A 22,399-nucleotide genomic window follows, 5' to 3' on the forward strand; every position below is an offset into this window, starting at 1 on the left:
GCGGTGGCCGGGTTTTTCGTGATGCGTGCTGCACTACGCCGGGCAGAACCCGGCGGCAAACTTAGGCAACCGACTTCTTCGCGACGCGCGAAGCTTGTTCCGTCGCTTGCGTAGCAGCCTTCGTCGCAGCCGTGGCAGCGGCGTTGAAGTTGCTTTCAGCGATTTCGACAGCTTGCTTCGTTGCCTTGTGAACCGTTTCGTACGTCGTGTTGGCGGCGGTGATGGCCGACTTCATCACGGCGACAGCGGTTTCCGAACCGGCCGGTGCGTTCTTCGCGACGTTGTCGACGAGCGTTTGCACCTTGCGGTTTTGCTCTTCGTACTGCGCTTCCGCGACGCGGGCGAATTCGGCTTGCGTGGCCGATGCGATTTCATACAGGTGACGGCCGTACGACAGCACCTTTTCCGCGACCGGCTGGGTCAGGCTGGCTTGCAGCGCGAGCAGTTCTTGCGCGTCCTTGACCGACAGCGCGCGCTGTGCGTTTTCCTGGCTTTCGGCCAGCGTGGACTTCACGACTTGCAGGTTCAGTTCGACGAGCTTTTCAACGCCTTCGAATGCCTTGTTCGTGAGGCCGAACAGCGTGTCGAAGTTGGCTTTCTGTGCAGCGGCGATTTGCTCGGGGGTCAACAGCGTCATCTCAGGCTCCTGATGGCCGACCCATCAAAGCGCGGGTCGTGGTTTGGTAGATCCGGCTCGGCGAACCTGCCGGTTAGGTGCAACTGCAATTGGTGCGTCGCAACATGAAGCCCATTTTAGAGATATTCCGTTGGATGTCAAGCACTTTTTGTGCGTCGCACCATCGGGGAAAACCGTTGTTAAACAAGAGCTTACTTTGTGGGGAAGGAGCGAAATGCGTGCGGGGAAACCCCTAGCCGCCTACGGCTGGAAAGGGCTGCAAGACAGGGTGCTCACCCTCGCATGCTCCGATGAAAGCACGGCTGCATGAACTTTTGATGTTGCCCTTGCCGCGATGCAAAAGGAGGTTTCTCATGCATGTCTTATTTTTAAGACGCCGCCGTACACCAAATTGTTGAAGAAACGTTAACATTTCGGCTGCCCAAACTGCCGCAAGCGGTGCGGGCCGTGGCTGCACCTCATTCCCTCGATCGAAAATCTGCGTTTTGTCCGATCTGTTTCACCGGTTCGACTAAAGTCGTGGAAAGTTTTGCCGATAGTGCGTGTGTCGTCGGGCAGAAAAGGGCGCTGTCGGCAGCACGGTTTCGCCGCGTCGATCGTTTCTTCCGATCGCGGCGCGTGGTCAATCGGCAATAAGCAATCACGGCTTACAACTCGGTTTAACGAGTGCCCATAAGTACTTAATATTGCTTAAATTTCGTAGCTTCACTACACTTGGCGGTACTCTCCAGCCGCCCAACAGAACACTAATGAAAACCGAAATGTTTTCGTCGTTGAAGATGGTGCATGGCGTGGCGATGCGCTCCGCATTGTCCCTCGCCGTCTCCATCGCAGTCGCGACGTCCTTCGCAGCGGTTCCGGCTGAAGCCCTCGCGAAGACCACTACTACCGCAACCAAGACAGCAAAGAAGCCCGTCAAAGCTGAAAAACCGGCCCGCGTGGCGAAGACCACGCTCCGGGCGCCGAAACCGGCGAAAGCCGCGAAGGTCGCCGCCGCCGATGACGACGACGACGCGCCCCGCGCGTCGAAGAAGCGCCGCGTCGCCTATCGCATGGAGCCGCACGCGCGCCGCGCCGCGGTGCACGCGGTGGCCTTCCAGCCGCGCGCGACGTCGGTCGGCCAGGCGTTCGGGCTGCATGACACGCCCGATAGCCTCGCGCTGCGTTCGAGCGTCGCCTATGTCGTCGATCAGAACACGTCCGAGACGCTCTTCGACAAGAACTCGCGCGCCGTCGTGCCCATCGCGTCGATCACCAAGCTGATGACGGCCATGGTCGTGCTCGACTCGCACATGCCGCTCACCGACGAGCTCGCCGTCACCGACGAAGATCGCGATTACGAGAAGTTCACCGGCTCGCGCCTCGCGGTCGGCTCGGCGCTCAATCGCGAAGACATGCTGCACATCGCGCTGATGGCCTCCGAGAATCGCGCGGCCGCGGCGCTGTCGCGCTATTACCCCGGCGGCCGTCCGGGCTTCATCGCCGCGATGAACGCGAAGGCGAAGTCCCTCGGCATGACCGATACGCACTTCGAGAATTCCACGGGTCTCACGAGCCAGAACGTGTCGAGCGCGCGCGATCTCGTGAAGATGGTGAATGCCGCGTACCAGTATCCGCTGATCCGCAAGTTCTCGACCGACCGCAGCTACGAGGTGTTCACGGGCAAGCGCAATCTCGCGTACAACAGCACCAACGCGCTGATTCGCAATGCATCGTGGGATATCGGTTTGCAGAAGACGGGTTTCATCAACGAAGCGGGCGAGTGCCTCGTGATGCAGGCGAACGTGAACGGCCGCCAGGTCGTGATGGTGCTGCTCGACTCGTACGGCAAGTATTCGCGCTTCGCCGATGCGGGCCGCCTGCGCTCGTATCTCGACACGCTCGGCGAGCCTCACATCATGAGCGCCGACATGGGCAGTGGCGCAAACCCTTAAGCGCTTCTTCGCTTCACGGACGCAAAAGCAAAACGGGATTCATCGAAAGACGAATCCCGTTTTTTCATGCGCCGCGGATTCAGCGATGCGCGTGTTGAGCCTGCTGCGCTTCCATTGCGGCCTCTTCCGGGCGATAGCCCAGTTGCCGCGAGATTTCGAGCGCGGTATGGCTCAGTTGCTTGAGCCACGCGTCCTGCAGACGATCGGCCGGCGCGGATAGCGACAGGCCGGCGACGAGCCGCCCGGTGTCGTCATAGATGCCGGCCGCGATGCAGCGCACGCCGAGCTCCAGCTCTTCGTTGTCGCGCGCGCACGCTTGCTGGCGCACGTGCGAGAGCTCGCGTTCGAGTTTGGTGAGATCGGTGATGCTGTTCTGCGTGTGGCCCGACAAACCGGTGCGCATTGCGTAGGCGCGCACGCGCGACGCTTCGTCGGCGGCGAGAAAGAGCTTGCCGACCGAAGTCAGATGCAAGGGCGCCCGGCCGCCGATCGCGCGCACGACCTGCATGCCCGAGCGCTCGGAATAGGCGCGCTCGATATACACGATCTCGTCGCCCTGACGGACGGACAGATTGACCGTTTGCCCGGTTTGCCGATGCAGTTCGCGCATCGGCGGCATGGCGGCTTCGCGCACCGAAAGACGCGCTTTCACCAGATTGCCGAGCTCAAGCAGGCGCATGCCGAGCCGGTACGTGCCGGGATCGGAGCGGTCGACGAGCCGGCACAGCACCATGTCGTTCAGGATGCGGTGCGCGGTGGACGGGTGCAGGTCGGTGCTCTGCGACAGCTCTTTCAGGCTGACGGGATCAGTGTGGTCGGCGAGGGCGTCGAGAAGACGCATCATGCGCTCGATCACCTGAATGGAGGTTTTGGATTCCGGGTTCGTATCGCTCATCGTAAAAAATCGGTTGATGCGTCAAACAGCGGAACGGCAATTGTATCTCATAATGTGAAAAAAGCGAACGCTGTTGGGGAACATCGATCGTCCCAAATACGCGCGGGCCGCCGCGAACGCCGTCGCGCGGGACTTTCGCGGATAATCGGCGTGCGTTCACATCACTTCTACAAAACAGGAAACGCCCCCAATGCGAGTCGGACTTTTCGTCACGTGTCTCATCGACATGATGCGTCCTGAAATCGGCTTCTCTGTCATCAAGCTGATCGAGCGCGCGGGTTTCGAGGTCATCGTGCCGCCGTCCCAGACGTGCTGCGGCCAGCCGGCCTACAACTCCGGCGACCGGCCGCTCGCGCGCGATCTCGCCGAGAAAACGCTGCGCGAATTCGAGCAGTTCGATTACGTGGTCGTGCCGTCGGGTTCGTGCGGCGGCATGATCCGCGCGCATTACGGCGATCTTTTTCGAGACGATCCGCAACTGATGAACCGCTTCGCGCGCCTGCAGCCGCGCGTTTTCGAGCTCACCGATTTTCTCGTGACCGTCGCAAAGGCGCGCATGGAGCCGGGCGCGTTCGACGGCATGGTCACGTATCACGATTCCTGCTCGGGCCTGCGCGAGCTCGGCGTGAAGTCGCAGCCGCGCGAACTGCTGGCGCAAGCGGGCGTGCCGCTGACCGAGATGAGCGGCTGCGAACACTGCTGCGGCTTTGGCGGCACGTTCGCGGTGAAGTACGGCGACATCTCGACCGCGATCGTCGACGAGAAATGCGCGAACATCAAGGCAAGCGGCGCGGATGCCGTCGTGCTCGGCGATCTCGGCTGCATGCTGAACATCGAAGGACGGCTGCGCAGAACCGGAGACACGAGCACGCGCGTGCTGCATATCGCGCAAGTGCTCGCGGGCGACGTGACCCGCAACGCCTGAAGGAGCGACCCATGCAAGTCCAGACGATGCACTTCAAGGCGCGCGCTTCATCGAAACTCGCCGACGAGCGCCTGCAGCAGAATCTCACCAAGCTCTCGACCAAGTTCGTGAGCGCGCGGGCGAGCGCGGTGCGCGACATCGATTTCGAAGCGACCCGCGCCGCGCTGAAGGAGCGCCGCAATCGCGCGCTCGAGAATCTCGACGTATGGCTCGAAACCTTCGAGCGCGAAGCGACGCGGCGCGGCGCGACGGTGCTCTATGCCGAATCGACGCAGGACGCGGCGAAGCTCGTCGCCGAGATTGCCCGCAAGCACGACGTGAAGAAGGTCATCAAGACCAAGTCGATGGTCTCGGAAGAGATGCAACTGAACCGCGTGCTCGGCGAGATGGGCGTGCAGTCGATCGAAACCGATCTCGGCGAATACATCCTGCAGATCAACGACAACGAGCCGCCGAGCCATATCATCGCGCCGGTCGTGCATAAGGATAAGGAACAGATCGCCGATCTCTTCGCGAAGACGCACAACAAGCCGCGTCTTACCGACATTCCCGAGATGACGCGCGAGGCGCGCGAGGTGCTGCGTCCGCATTTCATGTCGGCGGACATGGGCGTGACGGGCGGCAACTTCGTGATCGCCGAGACGGGGTCGGTGGCCGTCGTGACGAACGAGGGCAACGAAGGCATGTGCACGGTGATGCCGCGCGTGCATGTCGCGGTGACGGGCATCGAAAAGGTATTGCCGACGCTCGAAGATCTCGCCACCGCGATGCGCCTCTTGCCGCGCTCCGCGACCGGGCAGACCGTCTCGAACTATTTTTCGCTGCTGACCGGGCCGCGCGCGGCGGACGAAACGGACGGGCCGGAGCACATGTACTTCGTGCTCGTCGATGGCGGGCGGACCGGGCTTATCGGCGGCGAGTTTCAGGAGATGTTGCGCTGCATCCGCTGCGGCGCGTGCATGAACCATTGCCCGGTTTATCAGAAGATCGGCGGCCATGCGTACGGCTGGGTGTATCCCGGACCGATGGGCTCGGTGCTCACGCCGGCGTATGTCGGCATCGACCGCGCGCTCGATCTGCCGCAAGCCGCGACGCTCTGTGGCGAATGCAATAGCGTCTGTCCGGTCGGCATTCCGCTGTCGGATCTGTTACGAAAGTTACGCGAAAAACAAATGGAGCGGCGGTTGCGGCCGTGGAACGAACGCGCGGCGCTGGCGGCGTGGGGCTATCTCGCGAAACGCCCGGCGGCGTATGCGCTCTTCACGAAGCTCGCGGTGCGTGTGCTCGAACGGATGGGCGGCAACCGGAAGACGATCTCGCGTCTGCCGTTCGGCGCGGGATGGACCGGCACGCGCGACATGCCCGCGCCGGTCGGGCGCACGTTCCGGGAGTTGTACAAGGCGCAGCATTCGCATCTGGACTGACGGCCGCGTCCATGACGAAAAACGGCGCTGGAACTTGCGTTCCAGCGCCGTTTTTTGTCGGGCAGATGCAGCGAAGCGGCTCAGTTTCCGACCGGCCCGGTATGCCACTTGTTGTTGCCGCCGCCGTAGCTGCTGCCGCGATTGCCGCCCTGGTTGTTGCCGCCCGGATTGGAAGGCGGCGGGGCGGCGGCAGCCGGAGGCCGCATCGGCGGACCGCCCACGGCTTTAGGCAGCGGCGCGCCGCCGCCCGCCTGCGGGGGCGGACCGCCGGACGGACGTCCGCCGCCGGCTTGCGGCGGCGGGCCGCCATGACCGCCGCCATTGGACGGCCGGTTGTTCCAGCCCCCTTGAGGCGGCGGACGTCGCCAGCCGGGACCGTCGTCCCAATAGCGGCGGGGCCCAGGACCGTAGTAGGGGCCAGGACCGTAGTACGGACCCGGACCGTTGTAATACCCGCCGCCGATGACGACGCCCGATTGCACCGGCGGCGCGCCGTAATAGCCATAGCCGGGATCGTCATACACGGCGGCCGGATAACCACCGCCGTAGACCGACCCGTCCGGATAGGCGGCGCAACCGCCGAGCAGCGCGGCGGAAAAGGCAAGCAAGAGACCAGCAACAGCGGATTTCATGATTTCGAAAGGGTTCGTTGACCAACTATTCCCATGAGACACCACGGAGGCCGCGTTGTCCCGACAACTTTGTAAGCCTTTATGACGACGCTGCGCCAGTCCGGCATCGACGCTTGTTGTCGCTTGCGCAACAAACCTTTGCTTTTCAATGGCTTTTTAAGATTGGGACGATTGCGTAACATTCGAAGCGTCCGTCAGTGGGTCTTCGTCCACTGCGACTATCGAACCAAGGCAGTCCCATGAAAAAGACTATATCGACCTACTGGCCCGTCGCCATCCTGCTTCCTGTCGCGTTGACGTTCTGCATGCATGCGGGCGAGGGCGGCGGCGCGGCGTTGCGGCACGAGCAAACCGGCGTCGCCGGCGTGAGCGCGGAACTGGCGCGCGCGATTTCGCTCGGTTTCGTCGAAGACGATGCCGTTACGCCGGAAACGCTTCCCGCGCAAAAGACGCTCTGACGCACCGGAAAGCAGGGCACAAAAAAATGGCGCCCGCCGGGGCGCCATTTTTGTTTCCGCGGAAGAACGCGGAGGCTTACTTCAGAACGGCCGCGACGGCGTTCGCCACGACATCGAGGTTGCGCGTGTTGAGCGCGGCCACGCAGATGCGGCCGGTGCTCACGGCGTAAATGCCGAACTCGTCGCGCAGACGATCGACTTGCGCCGCGGTCAGGCCCGAGTACGAGAACATGCCGCGCTGCTTGCTGACGAACGAAAAATCACGATCGACGCCGCTCGCCTTCAGGCGCTCGACGAGACCGTTGCGCATCGCGCGGATGCGATCGCGCATTTCGCCGAGTTCCTGTTCCCACGTTGCGCGCAGTTCCGGCGAAGCCAGCACCGCCGCGACGATCGAGCCGCCGTGCGTCGGCGGGTTCGAGTAGTTCGTGCGGATCACGCGCTTCAGTTGCGACAGCACACGCGCCGATTCTTCCTTGCTCGTGGTGATGATCGACAGCGCGCCGACGCGCTCGCCGTACAGCGAGAACGACTTCGAGAACGACGACGAGACGAACACGTTCAGCTCGGCAGCGGCGAACAGACGCACGGCGGCCGAATCCGCATCGATGTTTTCCGCGAAACCCTGATACGCCATGTCGAGGAACGGCACGAGATTCTTCGCCTTCACGACTTCGACGATCTGCTTCCACTGGTCGTCCGACAGATCGACGCCGGTCGGGTTGTGGCAGCACGCGTGCAGCACGACGATCGTGCCTGCCGCGTAGCCGTTGAGGGCCGCGAGCATGCCGTCGAAGTTCACGCCGTGCGTGGCGGCTTCGTAATACGGGTAGTTGACCACGTCGAAACCGGCGCTTTCGAACAGCGCGCGGTGGTTTTCCCAGCTCGGATCGCTGATCGCGACGATCGCGTTCGGATTCAAGCGCTTGAGGAAATCAGCGCCGATCTTGAGCGCGCCCGTGCCGCCGAGCGCCTGCGCCGTGACGACGCGGCCTGCGGCGATGAGCGGCGAGCTCTCGCCGAGCAGCAGCTTTTGCACGGCATTGTCATAGGCGGCGATGCCGTCGATCGGCAGATAACCGCGCGGCAGCGCGGCGTCGACGCGCGCCTTCTCGGCTTCGCGCACGGCGCGCAACAGCGGAATCTTGCCTTCCTCGTTGGTGTACACGCCGACGCCCAGATTGACTTTGGTCGTGCGCGTATCGGCGTTGAAGGCTTCGTTCAGGCCCAGGATCGGGTCGCGGGGAGCGAGTTCGACGGCAGAGAAAAGAGACATGATCTATCGGCAGTGAGAAAAAGACGGTGCGGCAGGATTGCGCTCGCGAACGGCAAAAGGCGGCGCGCGCGAGGCGGAGCATGCGTGAGCGGCGTCTTCGGCGGTTTCGATGCGTGTTGCACGCCCGCCGTCGGGCCCAGCCGTCCATTGTAACGAATCCGCACGGGCTTTTTCGCCGCAGCCAGCCTGCGACGCGGGTTTTTCGCGCGGGCATGGTTTTGACCGATGTGCGCCGGACGCGCAAAAAGGGCCGCAAGACACGCGCTTGAGATCGGCGGCGCGGTCCCAATCTGCATCCGATCCGCTCTCCGTTCCGCGCCGCGCGTGTTTTCCGGCAGCCGCTAGAATAGTTGTTTGCTCCGGCGCAGACTCAGGTCTTCAGGTTCACATGTCCGATACCCTCATCGAATCTCCCGAAGAACTGGACGAATCCAAGTTCGTCACGTTCGAAGGTTCGCCGTTTCAGCTTTATCAGCCGTATCCGCCCGCGGGCGATCAGCCCGAAGCCATCGCGAAGCTCTGCGAAGGCGTCGAGGACGGCCTGTCGTTCCAGACGCTGCTCGGCGTGACGGGCTCCGGCAAGACGTTCACGATGGCCAACGTGATTGCGCGCATGGGCCGTCCGGCCATTGTCTTCGCGCCGAACAAGACGCTCGCCGCGCAGCTCTACGCCGAGTTCCGCGAGTTCTTTCCGCGCAACGCGGTCGAGTACTTCGTCTCGTACTACGACTATTACCAGCCGGAAGCGTATGTTCCGCAGCGCGATCTGTTCATCGAGAAGGATTCGTCGATCAACGAGCATATCGAGCAGATGCGTCTTTCGGCCACGAAAAGCCTGCTCGAGCGGCGCGATGTCGTGATTGTCGCGACCGTGTCCGCGATCTACGGTATCGGCAATCCGTCGGAATATCACCGGATGATTCTCACGCTGCGCACGGGCGACAAGCTTGGCCAGCGCGATGTCATCGCGCGCCTGATCGCGATGCAGTACACGCGCAACGAAGCCGATTTCCAGCGCGGCTCGTTCCGCGTGCGCGGTGACACGATCGATATCTTTCCGGCAGAGCATGCGGAAATGGCGGTGCGCGTCGAGCTTTTCGACGACGAAGTCGAATCGATGATGCTCTTCGATCCGCTCACCGGCCGCGTGCGCAACAAGATTCCGCGCTTCACCGTGTACCCGTCGTCGCATTACGTGACGCCGCGCGATACCGTGATGCGCGCGATCGAAACCATCAAGCTCGAATTGCGCGAGCGGCTCGAATTCTTTCATGGCGACGGCAAGCTCGTCGAGGCGCAGCGGCTGGAGCAGCGCACGCGCTTCGATCTCGAAATGCTGCAGGAGCTCGGCTTCTGCAAGGGCATCGAGAACTACTCGCGGCATTTCTCGGGCGCGGCGCCCGGCGAGCCGCCGCCGACGCTCGTCGACTATCTGCCGCCCGACGCGCTCATGCTGCTCGATGAATCGCACGTGCTGATCGGCCAGTTGAACGGCATGTACAACGGCGACCGCGCGCGCAAGGAAAATCTCGTCGATTACGGTTTTCGCATGCCGTCCGCGCTCGACAATCGCCCGCTCAAGTTCAATGAGTTCGAGCGCAAGATGCGTCAAGCGATCTTCGTCTCCGCGACGCCCGCCGACTACGAGAAAACGAAAGCGGGGCAGGTGGCCGAGCAGCTCGTGCGTCCGACCGGCCTCGTCGATCCGGAAATCGAAGTGCGCCCCGCGCGTTCGCAGGTGGACGACGTGCTCGGCGAAATCAATGCGCGCGTCGCGGCGCGCGAGCGCGTGCTCGTCACCGTGCTGACCAAGCGCATGGCCGAGCAGCTCACCGAGTTTCTCGCCGATCACGGCGTGAAAGTGCGCTATCTGCACAGCGACATCGACACGGTCGAACGTGTCGAGATCATTCGCGACCTGCGGCTCGGCACGTTCGACGTGCTCGTCGGCATCAACTTGCTGCGCGAAGGGCTGGATATTCCCGAGGTGTCGCTCGTCGCGATTCTCGACGCCGACAAGGAAGGCTTCCTGCGCGCCGAGCGTTCGCTGATCCAGACCATCGGCCGGGCGGCGCGCAACGTGAACGGCAAGGCGATCCTGTACGCCGACAACATGACCGACTCGATGAAGCGCGCCATCGGCGAAACCGAGCGGCGGCGCGCCAAGCAGATCGCGCACAACGAGAAAATGGGGATTACGCCGCGCGGCGTCGAGAAGCGCATCAAGGACATCATCGATGGCGTCTACAACGCCGACGATGCCCGCGCCGAGCTGAAGGAAGCGCAGACGCGCGCGAAGTTCGAGGACATGTCCGAGAAGCAGATCGCCAAGGAAATCAAGCGGCTCGAAAAGCAGATGATGGACCACGCCAAGAATCTCGAATTCGAAAAGGCGGCCCAGACCCGCGACCAATTGGCGCTCCTGCGACAACGCGTGTTCGGGGCGAACGTGGGCGATCACGTGAGCGGAATCGGCGGAAAGTAAGTTGAATGTAAGTGATGTGCGAGGTTTTATTCACGAAGCGCGGCGAATCGAAGGGTTCGCCGCTTTTTTTTGTTAATGCGCCACATCGCGCGATTCCGCGAAAAGCCTTACGGCGCCTAGGTTTGTAAGCACACTCAAATTGTTCCGGGTGTCGAACGATGCTAAACTGATGAACATTGAGAATGGTTCGTATTAACGTTCACGGAACTGTGCTAAGGGCGCGCCGGGGAACGACGGTGCGGATGCATTTTCAAGGTTCAGTGGCAAGGCTCGCATGGCGCGCGCCAATCGATAACAACAAGGAGTTTCTGATGGGTTCAACGTTGATGCGCGGTCTCGTCGCCGCGGCAGGTCTCACGGCGATGATGGCAGCCTCGGCCGCCGAATATCCGATCGGCAAGCAGCATATCGAGGGCGGCATGGAAACCGGCGCCGTGTACCTCCAGCCGATCACGATGGCGCCTGAAGGCATGATGCGCAAGGCGTCGGATTCGGATATCCATCTGGAAGCGGACATCCACGCGGTCAAGAACAATCCGACCGGTTTCGCGGAAGGCGACTGGATGCCTTATCTGAACGTGACGTATGAACTCACGAAGGTCGGCACGACGCAGACGGTCAAGGGCGACCTGATGGCGATGGTCGCGAGCGACGGCCCGCACTACGGCGACAACGTGAAGCTGTTCGGCCCGGGCAAGTATCACCTGAAGCTGCATATCTCGCCGCCGACGCAGGAAGGCCATATGGCGTTCGGCCGTCACGTCGACAAGGAAACCGGCGTGGGCCCGTGGTTCAAGCCGTTCACGATCGAATACGACTTCCCGTTCGCGGGCATCGGCAAGAAGGGCGGTTACTGAGTCGTTCAGTCAAGCGCCCGTGAGCATCCGGCTGTTGCGCGGCCGGATGCATCTATCTTCAGGAAGTACGCATGAAACTGAAAAAACACATGGCCGCTTTCGCGGCGGCGGCGCTCGCATCGATCGCGGGTATCGCGCAAGCCGCCGACCTGCCGACGTTCAAGCTCGAAATGAACGACGGCAAGCTCAACCCGACGCGCATCGAAGTGCCGGCGGGGCAGCGCATCAAGATCGAGGTGCACAACATCGGCAAGGGCGCCGCCGAGTTCGAAAGCGTGCAGTTGCGCAAGGAGAAGGTGCTTGCGCCGGGCGCGGATTCGTTCGTCGTGATCGCGCCGCTGGACCCGGGTGAATACAAGTTCTTCGACGATTTCCATCAGAGCGCGCAAGGCGTGATCGTCGCGAAGTAACGGACGCGCCGCGCGCGCCTCGGTCGGCGCGCGGCCGATTGCAGTGGAATTGCGGGAGGTTTGGAATGGGGCAGGTACTTTTCATCGTGTGGCGGGAGAGCGTCGAGGCGTTGCTCGTCGTCGGCATTCTCTACGCGTGGCTGAAGAACGGCGACCATCAGGCGCGCCGCGGCCTGCCTTATCTGTGGACGGGTGTCGCTATCGGCCTGCTCGCGGCGGTCGCGCTGGGCGCGGCGCTCATCGGCTTCACCGAAGTATTGTCGGGCGATGCGCAGGATTACTTCCAGACCGCGATGGTGCTGGTCGCCTGCGTGCTGATCGTGCAGATGGTGCTGTGGATGAAGCGCCACGGCCGCACGCTCAAGCGCGACATGGAAACGTCGCTGCAAAAGAGCACGCAGGACGGGCACTGGTGGGGCATCGCGCTCCTGGTCGCGCTTGCGATCGCGCGTGAAGGCAGCGAAACTGCCGTGTTCCTGTACGGCGTGGGCTTCGGCCAGTCGGGGCACGTGGACGCGTCGCAGTATGTCGCGATCGTGCTCGGCTTCGGTCTCGCGCTGCTCACGTTCTACGTGCTGCAGCTCGGCGGCAAGATCTTCTCGTGGCGCACGTTCTTCCGCGTCACCGAAATCATGCTGCTGTTCCTCGCGGCGGGCCTCTTCGAAACGGGCGTCGACAAGCTGATCGACATGGAAGTGCTGCCGGTCATCGTCAATCAGGTGTGGAACACGTCCGCGATTCTCGACGATTCGAGCACGTTCGGTTCGCTCGTCGCGACGCTCACGGGCTATCGGGCGCATCCGGCGGGCATGAACCTCGTCGCGTATGCGGTCTACTGGATCGTCATCTATCTCCTGTTGCGCCGCTCGAATAACCAGATGGCGCAAAAACAAAAGGCGGCAAGCCGTCCAGCATGAGTTCCGTCATACCTAGAGCAGGCCGGCTTCAGCAAGCCGGCCAATGGATGCAGCGTCACGGCAGCACGATCCGCGCAATTCAGTGGGTCGTCGTTGCCGTGTATGCGTTTCTGATCGTCGTTCCCGCCGTGATGCCGCTGCCGGACGGCGCGGCGCATCTCTGGAACAACCTCACGCTCGCCGCGCAGTTCGTGTTCTGGGGCATCTGGTGGCCGTTCGTGCTGCTGTCGATGGTCATGCTCGGGCGCGTCTGGTGCGGCGTGCTGTGTCCGGAAGGCGCGTTGTCCGAGTTCGCGAGCAAGTTCGGCCGCGGCTGGGCGATCCCTCGCTGGATGCGCTGGGGCGGCTGGCCGTTCGTCGCGTTCGGTCTCACGACGATCTACGGGCAGATGGTCAGCGTCTATCAGTATCCGAAGGCGGTGCTGCTGGTGCTCGGCGGCTCGACCGTTGGCGCGATGATCATCGGCGTGTTGTACGGGCGCGAGAAGCGCGTCTGGTGCAAGTATCTGTGCCCCGTCAACGGCGTGTTCTCGCTGCTCGCGCGTCTCGCGCCGTTTCATTTCAAGGTCGACGAAGACGCGTGGCGCCGCTCGTACACGAAGGGCGAGCACGGTCATCGCGTGATTCCGATCAACTGCGCGCCGCTCGTTCCCTTGCGCAACATGAAGGGCGCGCAAGACTGTCACATGTGCGGCCGATGCAGCGGCCATCGCGACGCGATCGCGCTCACGTGGCGCTCGCCGTCGGAAGAAGTCGTGCAGCTCGGCGACAAGGCCGCGAATCCGTGGGACACCGCGCTCATTCTGTACGGGCTGCTGGGCATCGCGATCGGCGCGTTCCATTGGACCGTGAGCACGTGGTTCGTCGATCTGAAGCAGATTTTCGCCGCGTGGCTGATCGATCACGACATTCTCTGGCCGCTCGATACCAACGCGCCGTGGTTCCTGTTCACGCACTATCCGGAGCAGAACGACGTTTTCTCGTGGCTCGACGGCACGATGGTCGTCGGCTATATCGTCGTGACGGGGCTCGTTTATGGCACGGCGTTGCTGGCGCTGCTCGCGGCGGGCACGCGCATGCTCGGGAAGTTCGACGCCACGCGCCTGCATCACCTCACGCTCGCGCTGATTCCGCTTGCGGGCGTCGGCGTATTTCTCGGCCTGTCGGCGACGACCGTGTCGCTGCTGCGCGCCGAACATCTGCCCTTGTGGTGGGTGCCGGGCCTGCGCCTCGGCCTGCTCGCCGCCGCGAACCTGTGGAGCGCGTGGCTCGCGTGGCGCGTGACGCGCCGCTATACATCGGCGCTTGGTTCGCGCCTCCTCGCGATGGTATGGTTTGTCCTTGCGCTGGCCGTCGCGGACAGCGCCTGGTACCTGATGTTCTGGGGCTTCAGCCGATAAACCGTCCACGCCGTGTCGCACGGCAACGAGAGAGCGAGCAGTGAGAACCAAACCCGTACTGACCGATGAAGACGTCAAGGCCATGGCCGCCGCCGCCGAGGCGCACGCCAGGGAACACAACTGGAATGTGACGATTGCGATCGTCGACGACGGCGGGCATCTGCTGCATCTGCATCGTCTCGACGGTGCGGGCGCGAGCACCGCGGAAATGGCGACGGGCAAGGCGCGCACCGCCGTGCTCGGCCGCCGCGAAACCAAGGTCTACGAAGACACGATCAAGCAGGGCCGCACCGCGTTCCTGTCCGCGCCGTTGACGGCGATGCTCGAAGGCGGCGTGCCGATTTTCGTCGGCGCGGATATCGTCGGCGCGGTGGGCGTATCGGGCGTGAAGTCGGAGCAGGACGCGCAGATTGCCAAGGCGGGCATCGCGGCGCTGGGCATCGAGAACGTCTGATTTCACGCGCGCATCAAATAAAAACGGCACGCTCTCGTCAAAGAGCGTGCCGTTCGATTTCCGATGCAGCGCATCATGGCGCTTGCACTCGCGCAGGAACCAAAAAAAGCGGCTTCGCTTGCTATCGACGACTGGCTGGTGTTTGCACGAAGGGGTCTAAATTCTCGCGTGCAAGTCGTCCTCGCTGGCTAAGGCCAAACACCTCTTGGCGAGGTGGTCCCCACAATACCCTGTACTACTGCTGTTCTTGCCTTCGCGCTACTTCGTCAGGATCAGCTTGCCCAGACGCGTTGCGCGCAACTGATAGGTCTCCCCGTTATGCACGATGCTCACGTGGCTGCGCCCCTGCAGCAGCGCGTCGCTCTTGAGCGACCGCTCGCCGCTGCTTTGCGCGGCGTGCGCGACATGCACCGTCGTGACGGTGGTCGTCTTCGGGCGGGTGATCGCGGCGTCGCGGACAGCCGGGCGGCGCAGCCTGAGCGTGGAGGATCGCAGCGTGTCGGTCATGTCGGAAGTGTGCGTTCGTTGATTCGATGGGTCTATAGTAAATGATAACTATTCCTATTTGCAACTAGACTTTCCGATTGAATCGCACCTTCCGATAGCTACGCTCGATGCGGCGGCGAACCTGCGCCACCGCATCGGTAAATCGGCTCAGTGCAGCGGCTTACCCGCCGTCCGGCCGTGCGCGAACTGCCGGATCAGGCGCACGGTGTCGATATCCGACTCGCGATACGCCGATTTCACGATTTCCTGCGTCTGACGCTCGTCGGCGCTCGGATTCTCGTTCTCCGGCAGCGTCGTGCGATAGGTGAAGCGCAGGAAAAGCTGAAGCGCGTCGGGTTGCTCGATCGCCATCGTGAGCGAGCCGCCCACATACTCCGCGGTCGGCAGGATGTCATAACGCACGCTCGAACCGGGCGTGAGCGTCACGCGGTCGCGCACGGTGGCCTGGCCGTAGTGCAGCTCGCGCTCCATCGTGTCGCCTTCGCGCGAAAGGATGTCGCAGCTATCCAGGCCGAGCACGAACAGCTGCGGCTGCTCGGCGCGCAGGACGAGGCCTTCCCACAACTGGTCGCGCGTGAGCGCTTCGACGAGCGGGTTGAGCGGATCGTTGATCTGGATCAGATGTTCGAAATTCAAGACGACGGTTTCCTTGGACGTTCGTGGTGCCCGCGATGCATCACTGCTGAGTGAGCCCGGACTCGATGCGGACTGCACCGGACAAGACCTTGTGCATCGGGCACGCATTGGCTATTTGCAATAGCCGTTCCCGCTGTTCGCCGGACAACTCGCCCGTGAGCGCGATGCGGCGTTCGATGTTCGTGCCGTCGGCGGTGCTCGTCATCGACAACTCGACGTGCACCGCTTCCAGCGGCCATTCCTTGCGCTTCGCGTACATCTTCAGCGTGATCGACGTACATGCGCCGAGGCTCGCGAGCAGCAGCGACGCCGGTTCCGGCCCCGTGTCGCCGCCGCCGATGCTGGCCGGTTCGTCGGCGATCCACGAATGCGTGCCGTCGTCGAGACGGACTTGATAGTCGGTGCCGCCGATGCGGGCGCTCACGGAAGGTCCGGCCATGCGTTGCTCCTTGTTCCTGTTGGACTGCGAAAATGACAAAGATGACGAGGATACGAAAGCGGTGCGGCTAGAACGGTCATTGTGACGTAATGTGTCCGTTCGTGCCGCACCGTTTCTGTGTTTTCGACCGCCGCCCGCGCGGTCAAGGCTCATGAGCCTAATGCGTGATCGTCCCCATCCGGCCGGCCTGATAGTCGACCACCGCCTGACGGATTTCGTCTTCGGTGTTCATGACGAACGGGCCGTAGCGCACGACCGGCTCCTTCAGCGGCACGCCGCCGATCAGCAGCAGTTCGACGGGTTCATCGCCGGCGGCGAGCGCGATCGTGTCGCTGTCATCGCGGAAAATCACCATCTGCTGGGCGCGCACCGGCTGGCGCTGCGGCCCGTAAAGCGCCGTGCCGGAAAGCGGATAGGCGAACACGCGATAGTCGCGCGGCACGGCCAGATCGATCTTTGCGCCCGGCTTGAGCGTGAAGTGCTGATACAGAATCGGCGTGCGCGTCTCGATCGCGGCTTTCACGCCGAGCGCTTCGCCCGCGATGACCTTCACGCTGACCTTGCCGTCCTCGCTCGTCGCAACGGGAATCCGCGCCGACGGAATCTCCTGATAATGCGGCGCGATCATCTTGTCGCGCTGCGGCAGATTCACCCACAGTTGCAGGCCATGCACGCGGCCGCCTTGGCGCGTGAATTCCTCCGCCGGCATTTCGCTGTGCACGACGCCCGCGCCGGCGGTCATCCATTGCACGTCGCCGGGGCGCAGCGTGCCGGAGTGCCCGGCCGAGTCCTTGTGGCCGAATTCGCCTTCGAGCATGTACGTGACGGTCTCGAAACCGCGATGCGGGTGATCGGGTGCGCCTTTCGCCTCGCCGGGCGCGTAGTCGGCGGGGCCCATCTCGTCGAGGAGCAGGAACGGATCGAAGTCCATCAGAAGACGGGTCGGAAACGGGCGATGCACGACGAACCCGCCGCCTTCGACGGTGCGGGTCGCCGGGATGATGCGTTCGATACTGCGGCTGGTGGACATGAGGCCTCGCTCCAGAATCGGAAAGTAAGGGAATAGCACTAAATTTGAAACACAGAGCTATTATATGGGCCGCATTTCGCCGTAAAAGAGCCTGCAGCGCAATGGATTGTCCCGCTGGCGATAACGAATCGCTGCACACTTCAGCGCCACATCGAGTAATACATGAAAGCCGACTCGCATGACCTGAACGATCTGATGTACTTCTCGCACGTCGTCGAGCACGGCGGATTTTCGGCCGCGGAGCGCGTGCTCGGCATCTCGAAGTCGCGGCTCTCGAGGCGCGTGTCGGAACTGGAGGCGTCGCTGGGCGTGCGGCTGTTGCAGCGCTCCACGCGCAAGCTCGCGCTCACCGAGGCCGGCCAGCTTTTCTACCAGCATTGCCAGGCGATGCTCGCCGAGGCGCAGGCGGCCGTCAACGTCGTGCAAAGCCTGCGCGATTCGCCGCGCGGCACCGTGCGCGTGAGCGTGCCGGTGACGATCGCGCAGACGTTTCTCTCCGCCGTGATGCCGGATTTCATGCACCGCTATCCGGAAGTGCGCATCGTGCTGCGCGTGACGAACCGGGTCGTCGATCTGTTCGAGGACGCCGTCGATGTCGCGTTGCGCGTGCGCTCGGAGCCGCCCGCGAGCTCGAACGTCGTCGCGCGGCCGCTGTGGCGCACGGAGCAGATGCTCGTCGCCGCGCCCTCGCTGCTCAGATCGAATGCGCCGCCGATGACGCCCGCCGAGCTCGCCCAGTACGACACGCTCGACACGCCCTCGGCGGACGGCCGCCATGTCTACCGGCTGATCGCGCCCGATGGCACACGCCATGAATTCGAGCACGAGCCGCGCCTCGTCACCGCCGATCTCTCGATGATTCGCGAGGCCGTGATGCGCGGCGTCGGCATCGCGGCGTTGCCCGAGATGATGTACGGCGCGCCGTTGCGCTCGGGTCAGCTTTCGCCGGTCATGCCGGGCTGGACGTTTCCGTCGCCGCAACTGTACGCGGTGTTTTTATCGCGGCAGGGCATGGTCCCTGCAGTGCGCGCGTTCGTCGATTTTCTCGTCGAGTCGATCGGTAGCGGCCAGCGCTTTCCCGGAGAATGTCCTGTTCACGAAAAGCCGGAACGCGAAACAGTTTGACCGCGCGGGCAGGGCTCATTGGCTTAAGACATTGAAGCGCGCGCTTGCGATGGTCAGATTCAATTGAAGCCCGAAAGTCGCGGCGGTATATTGAAGGCTCTTTCGCTAAGGAGCTCCTATGCGAAAACTGACGGCTGCTCTGATAGTTAGCCTGATAGGGTTGATTGCGCTGTCCGTGTCGACCACGGCTGCCGCATGTGACGGGACTTCTGGTTCTGGCTATACGAACCCAAAGTGACCGCCTCGCCCGAATGCGCCGAGTGCGCACGAAAAAAGGCCTTCATCTGGCGATGAAGGCCTTTTACTTTGGAGCGCCCTGGAGGGCTTGTCTGGCGATGCAGGCCTTTTACTTTGGGCGCCCGGAAGAGGGCGCTTCGAGCTGTAGCCTGCGCGTTACTTGCCGTTCTTCGGCTCGGTGACGAAACCGATCTTCGTCAATCCGCCCGACTGCGCCGCCGACATCAGATCGGCGACCTTCTCATACGCCACCTGACGATCCGCGCGCAGATGGATTTCCGGCTGCGGATTCTGCTGCGCCGCCTGCGCGATGCGCGCGTTGAGCGTCGCTTCGTCGATCGGCTGATCGTCCCACAGCGTCGTGCCGTCGGCCTTGATCGCGATGTTCACATGCGCGGGCTTCTCGTCCTGCGGCTGGCTGCTGGCGTGCGGCAGGTCGATCTTCACCGCGTGATGCATGGCGGGAATCGTGACGAGAAAGATGATCAGGAGAACCAGCATGACGTCGACGAGCGGCGTCATGTTGATCTCGCTCATCATGCCGTCGTCTTCATCGCCGGCGAAAGGGCTCATGGCCATGTTGCGACCTCCCTTCGCTTACGACGACGCGGACGCGCGCGTCGCGAGACGCAGGCTGTCGGCGTTGCCGTTCTTCGAGGGGCGGGTCGCCGAGTTGAGCTTGGCGCCGGTGACGAAGAAGGCGTGCAGGCCGTGCGCGAAGCGGTTCAGCTTCGTGACGATGCCCTTGTTCGCGCGGGTGAGGGCGTTGTAGCCGAGCACCGCCGGAATCGCGACGAAAAGGCCGAACGCGGTCATGATCAGCGATTCGCCGACGGGACCGGCAACCTGATCGATCGACGTCTGGCCGGTCGCGCCGATGGTCAAGAGCGCATGATAGATGCCCCACACCGTGCCGAAGAGGCCGACGAACGGCGAGGTGGAACCGATCGACGCGAGCACCGCGAGGCCCGATTGCATGCGGCCGACGCCTTCGTCCATCACGTCCTTCAGGCAGCGCGTGATCCAGTCCGACACGTCCATGCGGTCGTGCAGATGCGGCTGCGTCTGCGTGTGGTGCTCGGCCGCTTCCTGGCCGGCGAGCGCGAGCGCGAGGAACGGGTTGTCCGCCGGGCTCGACGACTTGCTGCCGAGCTTCTTGATGCCGTCGTTGAAATCGTCGGAGTGCCAGAACGCCTGCTCGGCGTTCTTGGTCAGGCGCTTCAGGCGCACGACGTTCCACGCCTTCACGACGATCACCGTCCACGAAAGCACCGACATGATGACGAGCGCGAGCGCGATGCCCCGCGTCACGAAGTCGCCTTGCGCCCAGACGTGCGCAATCCCGTAGTTTTCCATTTCTCTTTCCTTGTATCTAAAAAACGATCAGTCGTTCAGACTGAAAACAAACGGCACCGTGGCGGTCGCGCGGATCGCTTCGCCATTTTCCTTGTACGGGCTGCACGCGCTGCCACGCACGGCGTCGAGCGCCGCGTCGTCGAGGCGCGACGAACCGCTGCTTTTTTGCAGCGTGACGTTCTCGATTTTGCCCGACAGGCCCACCGTCAGACGGATCACGGCCGTGCCGGTTTCGCCGCGGCGCTTCGCCATTGCCGGATAGTCTGGCTGCGCGATGTTACAACTCAGATGCGCGACGTTCTTCGGCGCGGCGAGATCCATGCTCGGTTTGCCGATAGCGGGCGCCGCCGGTGGCGGGGCGGGCTGCGGCGGAGCGGGCGGCGTGGGTTCGGGCGCGGGGGCGGCGATCTGCGACGGCGCCTCGGTCACCGGCATCGGCGTGGGCTTCGGCTCGATTTTCGGTTTGACCTTCGGCTTGGGCTGCGGCTTCGGAACGGGCTGCGGCACCGGCTTGGGCGGCGGCGGCGTTTCCACCGCGACCGGCTGCGGCGCGGGCTGCGGCGTTTCGCTGATCAGTTGCGCGGTGATCGATTTCGCTTCGATCGGGCGCGGCAACGGCTCGTTGCGCAGGGTCAGCGCGGCGCCCAGCAACGCGACGTGAATCGCGACGACAGCGGCGCACGCCGCGATCACGCGCGGATTGCCGTTGGATGCCTGCGCCGTCTGGAATACGGCGGTAGTAGTGGTCGGGGACTGCATTGTTATTGGCTGCTTGCGGTGCTGCGCGGGTTGTTGCTGGAGACGCTGCGGTCCAACGACTGCACGAGTTCGGCGCGGAAGAAACCAGACGACGTCATTTTCGGAAAATAAGCAGGGAGATAAACAGGGTGGTCACAAAACCGATCAGCAATTCCATTTTTCCCTCCAGGGATAAGGGGTTGCGCGGCTGGCTAGAAGTGACCGGAAGAGCGAAGGTAACTTGGCTTGCTGGAGGCGATCAAACGATCCGACAGCGAGAGCGGCAGCGGGCGCCGTCGGTTGAGCGCGGATGCGGTGTTGCCCGCTCCGCGCGGGATGCTTCAGGCAGCCTGGCGTTCGTAGAACGTGAGCGGCGCGACCATCTCGCGATGCTCGACGCCGCAGCGCGACGCACAGACGCCGCTTTGCAACATCACGTCGCGCACGCTCGATTCACACTTGCCGCAGCACAGCGCCACGCCGAGCTCGAATTGCAGTTCGTCGAAGGAATCCATTCCATCGGCGATGGCGGCTCGGATCTTGCGGTCGGACACTGATTTGCAGACACAGACAATCATGATCGTTCGCGATAGCTAGCGTTAATGCGAATTATTATCATTCTAGATTGCTGCGTTTGCAAGCGGGGCTCGGTGTTTTTTGTAACAGAGCGCGCGAGTTAGCGAGTTTATTGCTAGGGAGCCTTGTCTGGCGGGCGAAAGCGCACGACGCACGAGGCGCTTTCGCGAGAGAAACCCTCAGACGATGTCGGGTTCAGGCAGGCGCGCGCGGCGCGAACGGATGTCGACGTGCTCCACGGGAGCGTCGATCTGGAGGAGGGAGGCGGCGAGCTGGCGCTGCGATTCGCCATCGGCGGTGGAGCAAAAGCGCGGCAGCGTGTCCGGCTGCGCGGTGTTCCTGAGCGCGTGGGCGTCGAGCAGGCGTTCGAGTTGCCGCGCGATCGCGACGCTCGTATCGACGATCTGCAGCCGCTCGCCGGCAATTTGGCGAATCGCGCGATCCAGAAACGGGTAGTGCGTGCAGCCGAGCACGAGCGTGTCGGCGTTGGCGTCGAGCATCGGCGCGAGATAGCTTTCGAGCAGCGCCATGAGCGCGGGCGACGACGTGTCGCATCGCTCGACCGCCTGAACCAGCCCGTGTCCCGCCTGACAGATGAAGCGGCAGTCGCCCGCGTAGCGGTCGAGCAGCGACTGGAATCGTGCGGAACGCAGCGTCACGGCCGTGGCCAGCACGCCGACCACGCGCGATTTCGACACCGCCGCCGCCGGCTTCACACCAGGCTCCACGCCGACGAGCGGAATCGGCAGCCGCTCGCGCACGAGCGCGATCGACTGCGCGGTCGCCGTATTGCACGCGACGACGAGCGCCTTCGCCCCCTGTCCGACGAGCCATTCGCCGATTGCCATCGTGCGGTCGACGATGAAATCGTCGTCGCGTTCGCCATAGGGCGCATGAAGGGAATCGGCGACGTAGATCAGCCGCTCGCGCGGCAGCGTCGCGCGCACGGCGCGCAGCACCGACAGGCCGCCCAGGCCGGAGTCGAAAATGCCGACCGGCGCGCTCGCGTCGGGAATCATCGGGGAAACCGCCGTCACGGACATCGAACGGC

At 63.3% G+C, this 22,399-nt stretch carries 24 protein-coding genes; 11 read left to right on the top strand and 13 right to left on the bottom strand.

Annotated features, from left to right (window positions below; genetic code table 11):
- Nucleotides 1-61: 61 nt before the first annotated feature.
- The gene (locus AWB70_RS04545; protein ID WP_014190976.1) at nucleotides 62-637 is read right to left on the bottom strand and encodes a phasin family protein; all 576 of its coding nucleotides are present in this window, start codon (nucleotides 635-637) and stop codon (nucleotides 62-64) included.
- A 749-nt stretch (nucleotides 638-1,386) separates the two neighbouring features.
- Here AWB70_RS04545 and pbpG point away from each other — a divergent pair.
- Nucleotides 1,387-2,571, top strand: a complete 1,185-nt coding sequence (gene pbpG / locus AWB70_RS04550; RefSeq protein ID WP_014190977.1) for a D-alanyl-D-alanine endopeptidase — start codon at nucleotides 1,387-1,389, stop codon at nucleotides 2,569-2,571.
- A gap of 79 nt (nucleotides 2,572-2,650) precedes the next feature.
- Here pbpG and AWB70_RS04555 read toward each other — a convergent pair whose 3' ends face one another.
- On the bottom strand, nucleotides 2,651-3,466 hold the full coding sequence (locus AWB70_RS04555; protein WP_014190978.1) for an IclR family transcriptional regulator: 816 nt from the start codon (nucleotides 3,464-3,466) through the stop codon (nucleotides 2,651-2,653).
- 190 nt (nucleotides 3,467-3,656) lie between these two features.
- Here AWB70_RS04555 and AWB70_RS04560 point away from each other — a divergent pair, with 190 nt between their 5' ends.
- Entirely contained in the window at nucleotides 3,657-4,391 is a 735-nt protein-coding gene (locus AWB70_RS04560; RefSeq protein WP_053567830.1) for a (Fe-S)-binding protein, read from the top strand.
- 11 nt (nucleotides 4,392-4,402) lie between these two features.
- A complete protein-coding gene (locus AWB70_RS04565) occupies nucleotides 4,403-5,815 on the top strand; it encodes a lactate utilization protein B (protein ID WP_053567831.1) in 1,413 nt (470 codons plus the stop codon).
- 80 nt (nucleotides 5,816-5,895) lie between these two features.
- Here the strand turns inward: AWB70_RS04565 and AWB70_RS04570 are convergent, their stop codons facing one another.
- Nucleotides 5,896-6,447, bottom strand: coding sequence for a hypothetical protein (locus tag AWB70_RS04570; protein ID WP_053567832.1), 552 nt, complete (start codon nucleotides 6,445-6,447; stop codon nucleotides 5,896-5,898).
- Nucleotides 6,448-6,686: 239 nt separating this feature from the next.
- Here AWB70_RS04570 and AWB70_RS04575 point away from each other — a divergent pair, with 239 nt between their 5' ends.
- Nucleotides 6,687-6,905: a hypothetical protein gene (locus tag AWB70_RS04575; protein WP_053567833.1), complete on the top strand. Its 219-nt coding sequence runs from the start codon at nucleotides 6,687-6,689 to the stop codon at nucleotides 6,903-6,905.
- Nucleotides 6,906-6,981: 76 nt separating this feature from the next.
- Here AWB70_RS04575 and AWB70_RS04580 read toward each other — a convergent pair whose 3' ends face one another.
- Nucleotides 6,982-8,181, bottom strand: a complete 1,200-nt coding sequence (locus AWB70_RS04580; RefSeq protein ID WP_053567834.1) for an amino acid aminotransferase — start codon at nucleotides 8,179-8,181, stop codon at nucleotides 6,982-6,984.
- A gap of 388 nt (nucleotides 8,182-8,569) precedes the next feature.
- On the opposite strand from AWB70_RS04580, the gene uvrB reads away from it, so the two are divergent.
- The 6 genes from uvrB (at nucleotide 8,570) to AWB70_RS04610 (ending at nucleotide 14,704) form a co-directional block, all read left to right on the top strand.
- Nucleotides 8,570-10,666, top strand: a complete 2,097-nt coding sequence (gene uvrB / locus AWB70_RS04585; RefSeq protein WP_014190983.1) for an excinuclease ABC subunit UvrB — start codon at nucleotides 8,570-8,572, stop codon at nucleotides 10,664-10,666.
- Between the two features lie 311 nt (nucleotides 10,667-10,977).
- A complete protein-coding gene (locus AWB70_RS04590) occupies nucleotides 10,978-11,523 on the top strand; it encodes an iron transporter (RefSeq protein WP_081478172.1) in 546 nt (181 codons plus the stop codon).
- Nucleotides 11,524-11,594: 71 nt separating this feature from the next.
- Nucleotides 11,595-11,933, top strand: a complete 339-nt coding sequence (locus AWB70_RS04595) for a cupredoxin domain-containing protein (RefSeq protein WP_041730263.1) — start codon at nucleotides 11,595-11,597, stop codon at nucleotides 11,931-11,933.
- A 65-nt stretch (nucleotides 11,934-11,998) separates the two neighbouring features.
- Complete coding sequence (locus tag AWB70_RS04600) at nucleotides 11,999-12,850, top strand: FTR1 family iron permease (RefSeq protein ID WP_014190986.1); 852 nt, start codon at nucleotides 11,999-12,001, stop codon at nucleotides 12,848-12,850.
- Nucleotides 12,847-14,250, top strand: a complete 1,404-nt coding sequence (locus tag AWB70_RS04605; RefSeq protein WP_200826397.1) for a 4Fe-4S binding protein — start codon at nucleotides 12,847-12,849, stop codon at nucleotides 14,248-14,250. The genes AWB70_RS04600 and AWB70_RS04605 overlap by 4 nt, the downstream gene beginning before the upstream one ends.
- A 40-nt stretch (nucleotides 14,251-14,290) precedes the next feature.
- The gene (locus AWB70_RS04610) at nucleotides 14,291-14,704 is read left to right on the top strand and encodes a GlcG/HbpS family heme-binding protein (RefSeq protein WP_014190988.1); all 414 of its coding nucleotides are present in this window, start codon (nucleotides 14,291-14,293) and stop codon (nucleotides 14,702-14,704) included.
- Between the two features lie 258 nt (nucleotides 14,705-14,962).
- Here AWB70_RS04610 and hemP read toward each other — a convergent pair whose 3' ends face one another.
- The 4 genes from hemP to AWB70_RS04630 form a co-directional block, all read right to left on the bottom strand.
- On the bottom strand, nucleotides 14,963-15,211 hold the full coding sequence (gene hemP, locus AWB70_RS04615) for a hemin uptake protein HemP (RefSeq protein WP_053567836.1): 249 nt from the start codon (nucleotides 15,209-15,211) through the stop codon (nucleotides 14,963-14,965).
- 147 nt (nucleotides 15,212-15,358) lie between these two features.
- Nucleotides 15,359-15,847 (bottom strand): SRPBCC family protein, encoded by a 489-nt coding sequence (locus AWB70_RS04620; RefSeq protein WP_053567837.1) that lies wholly within the window; start codon nucleotides 15,845-15,847, stop codon nucleotides 15,359-15,361.
- A 40-nt stretch (nucleotides 15,848-15,887) separates the two neighbouring features.
- On the bottom strand, nucleotides 15,888-16,286 hold the full coding sequence (locus tag AWB70_RS04625) for an OsmC family protein (protein ID WP_053567838.1): 399 nt from the start codon (nucleotides 16,284-16,286) through the stop codon (nucleotides 15,888-15,890).
- Nucleotides 16,287-16,443: 157 nt separating this feature from the next.
- Entirely contained in the window at nucleotides 16,444-17,316 is an 873-nt protein-coding gene (locus AWB70_RS04630; RefSeq protein ID WP_053567839.1) for a pirin family protein, read from the bottom strand.
- A 162-nt stretch (nucleotides 17,317-17,478) separates the two neighbouring features.
- On the opposite strand from AWB70_RS04630, the gene AWB70_RS04635 reads away from it, so the two are divergent.
- Nucleotides 17,479-18,441 carry a LysR family transcriptional regulator gene (locus AWB70_RS04635; RefSeq protein WP_014190993.1) on the top strand — a complete coding sequence of 321 codons (963 nt, stop codon included), beginning with the start codon at nucleotides 17,479-17,481 and terminating at the stop codon, nucleotides 18,439-18,441.
- Nucleotides 18,442-18,834: 393 nt separating this feature from the next.
- Here AWB70_RS04635 and AWB70_RS04640 read toward each other — a convergent pair whose 3' ends face one another.
- From AWB70_RS04640 to murI, 5 genes are all read right to left on the bottom strand, one after another.
- Nucleotides 18,835-19,257, bottom strand: a complete 423-nt coding sequence (locus AWB70_RS04640; RefSeq protein ID WP_014190994.1) for an ExbD/TolR family protein — start codon at nucleotides 19,255-19,257, stop codon at nucleotides 18,835-18,837.
- Nucleotides 19,258-19,275: 18 nt separating this feature from the next.
- On the bottom strand, nucleotides 19,276-20,034 hold the full coding sequence (locus tag AWB70_RS04645; RefSeq protein ID WP_014190995.1) for a MotA/TolQ/ExbB proton channel family protein: 759 nt from the start codon (nucleotides 20,032-20,034) through the stop codon (nucleotides 19,276-19,278).
- A 27-nt stretch (nucleotides 20,035-20,061) separates the two neighbouring features.
- On the bottom strand, nucleotides 20,062-20,793 hold the full coding sequence (locus AWB70_RS04650) for an energy transducer TonB (RefSeq protein WP_053567840.1): 732 nt from the start codon (nucleotides 20,791-20,793) through the stop codon (nucleotides 20,062-20,064).
- Between the two features lie 320 nt (nucleotides 20,794-21,113).
- Nucleotides 21,114-21,350 (bottom strand): (2Fe-2S)-binding protein, encoded by a 237-nt coding sequence (locus tag AWB70_RS04655; protein ID WP_014190997.1) that lies wholly within the window; start codon nucleotides 21,348-21,350, stop codon nucleotides 21,114-21,116.
- 177 nt (nucleotides 21,351-21,527) lie between these two features.
- A complete protein-coding gene (gene murI / locus AWB70_RS04660) occupies nucleotides 21,528-22,391 on the bottom strand; it encodes a glutamate racemase (RefSeq protein WP_053567841.1) in 864 nt (287 codons plus the stop codon).
- Between the last annotated feature and the right edge of the window lie 8 nt (nucleotides 22,392-22,399).

The organism is Caballeronia cordobensis, assembly GCF_001544575.2.
Taxonomy (GTDB): Bacteria; Pseudomonadota; Gammaproteobacteria; order Burkholderiales; family Burkholderiaceae; genus Caballeronia; species Caballeronia cordobensis.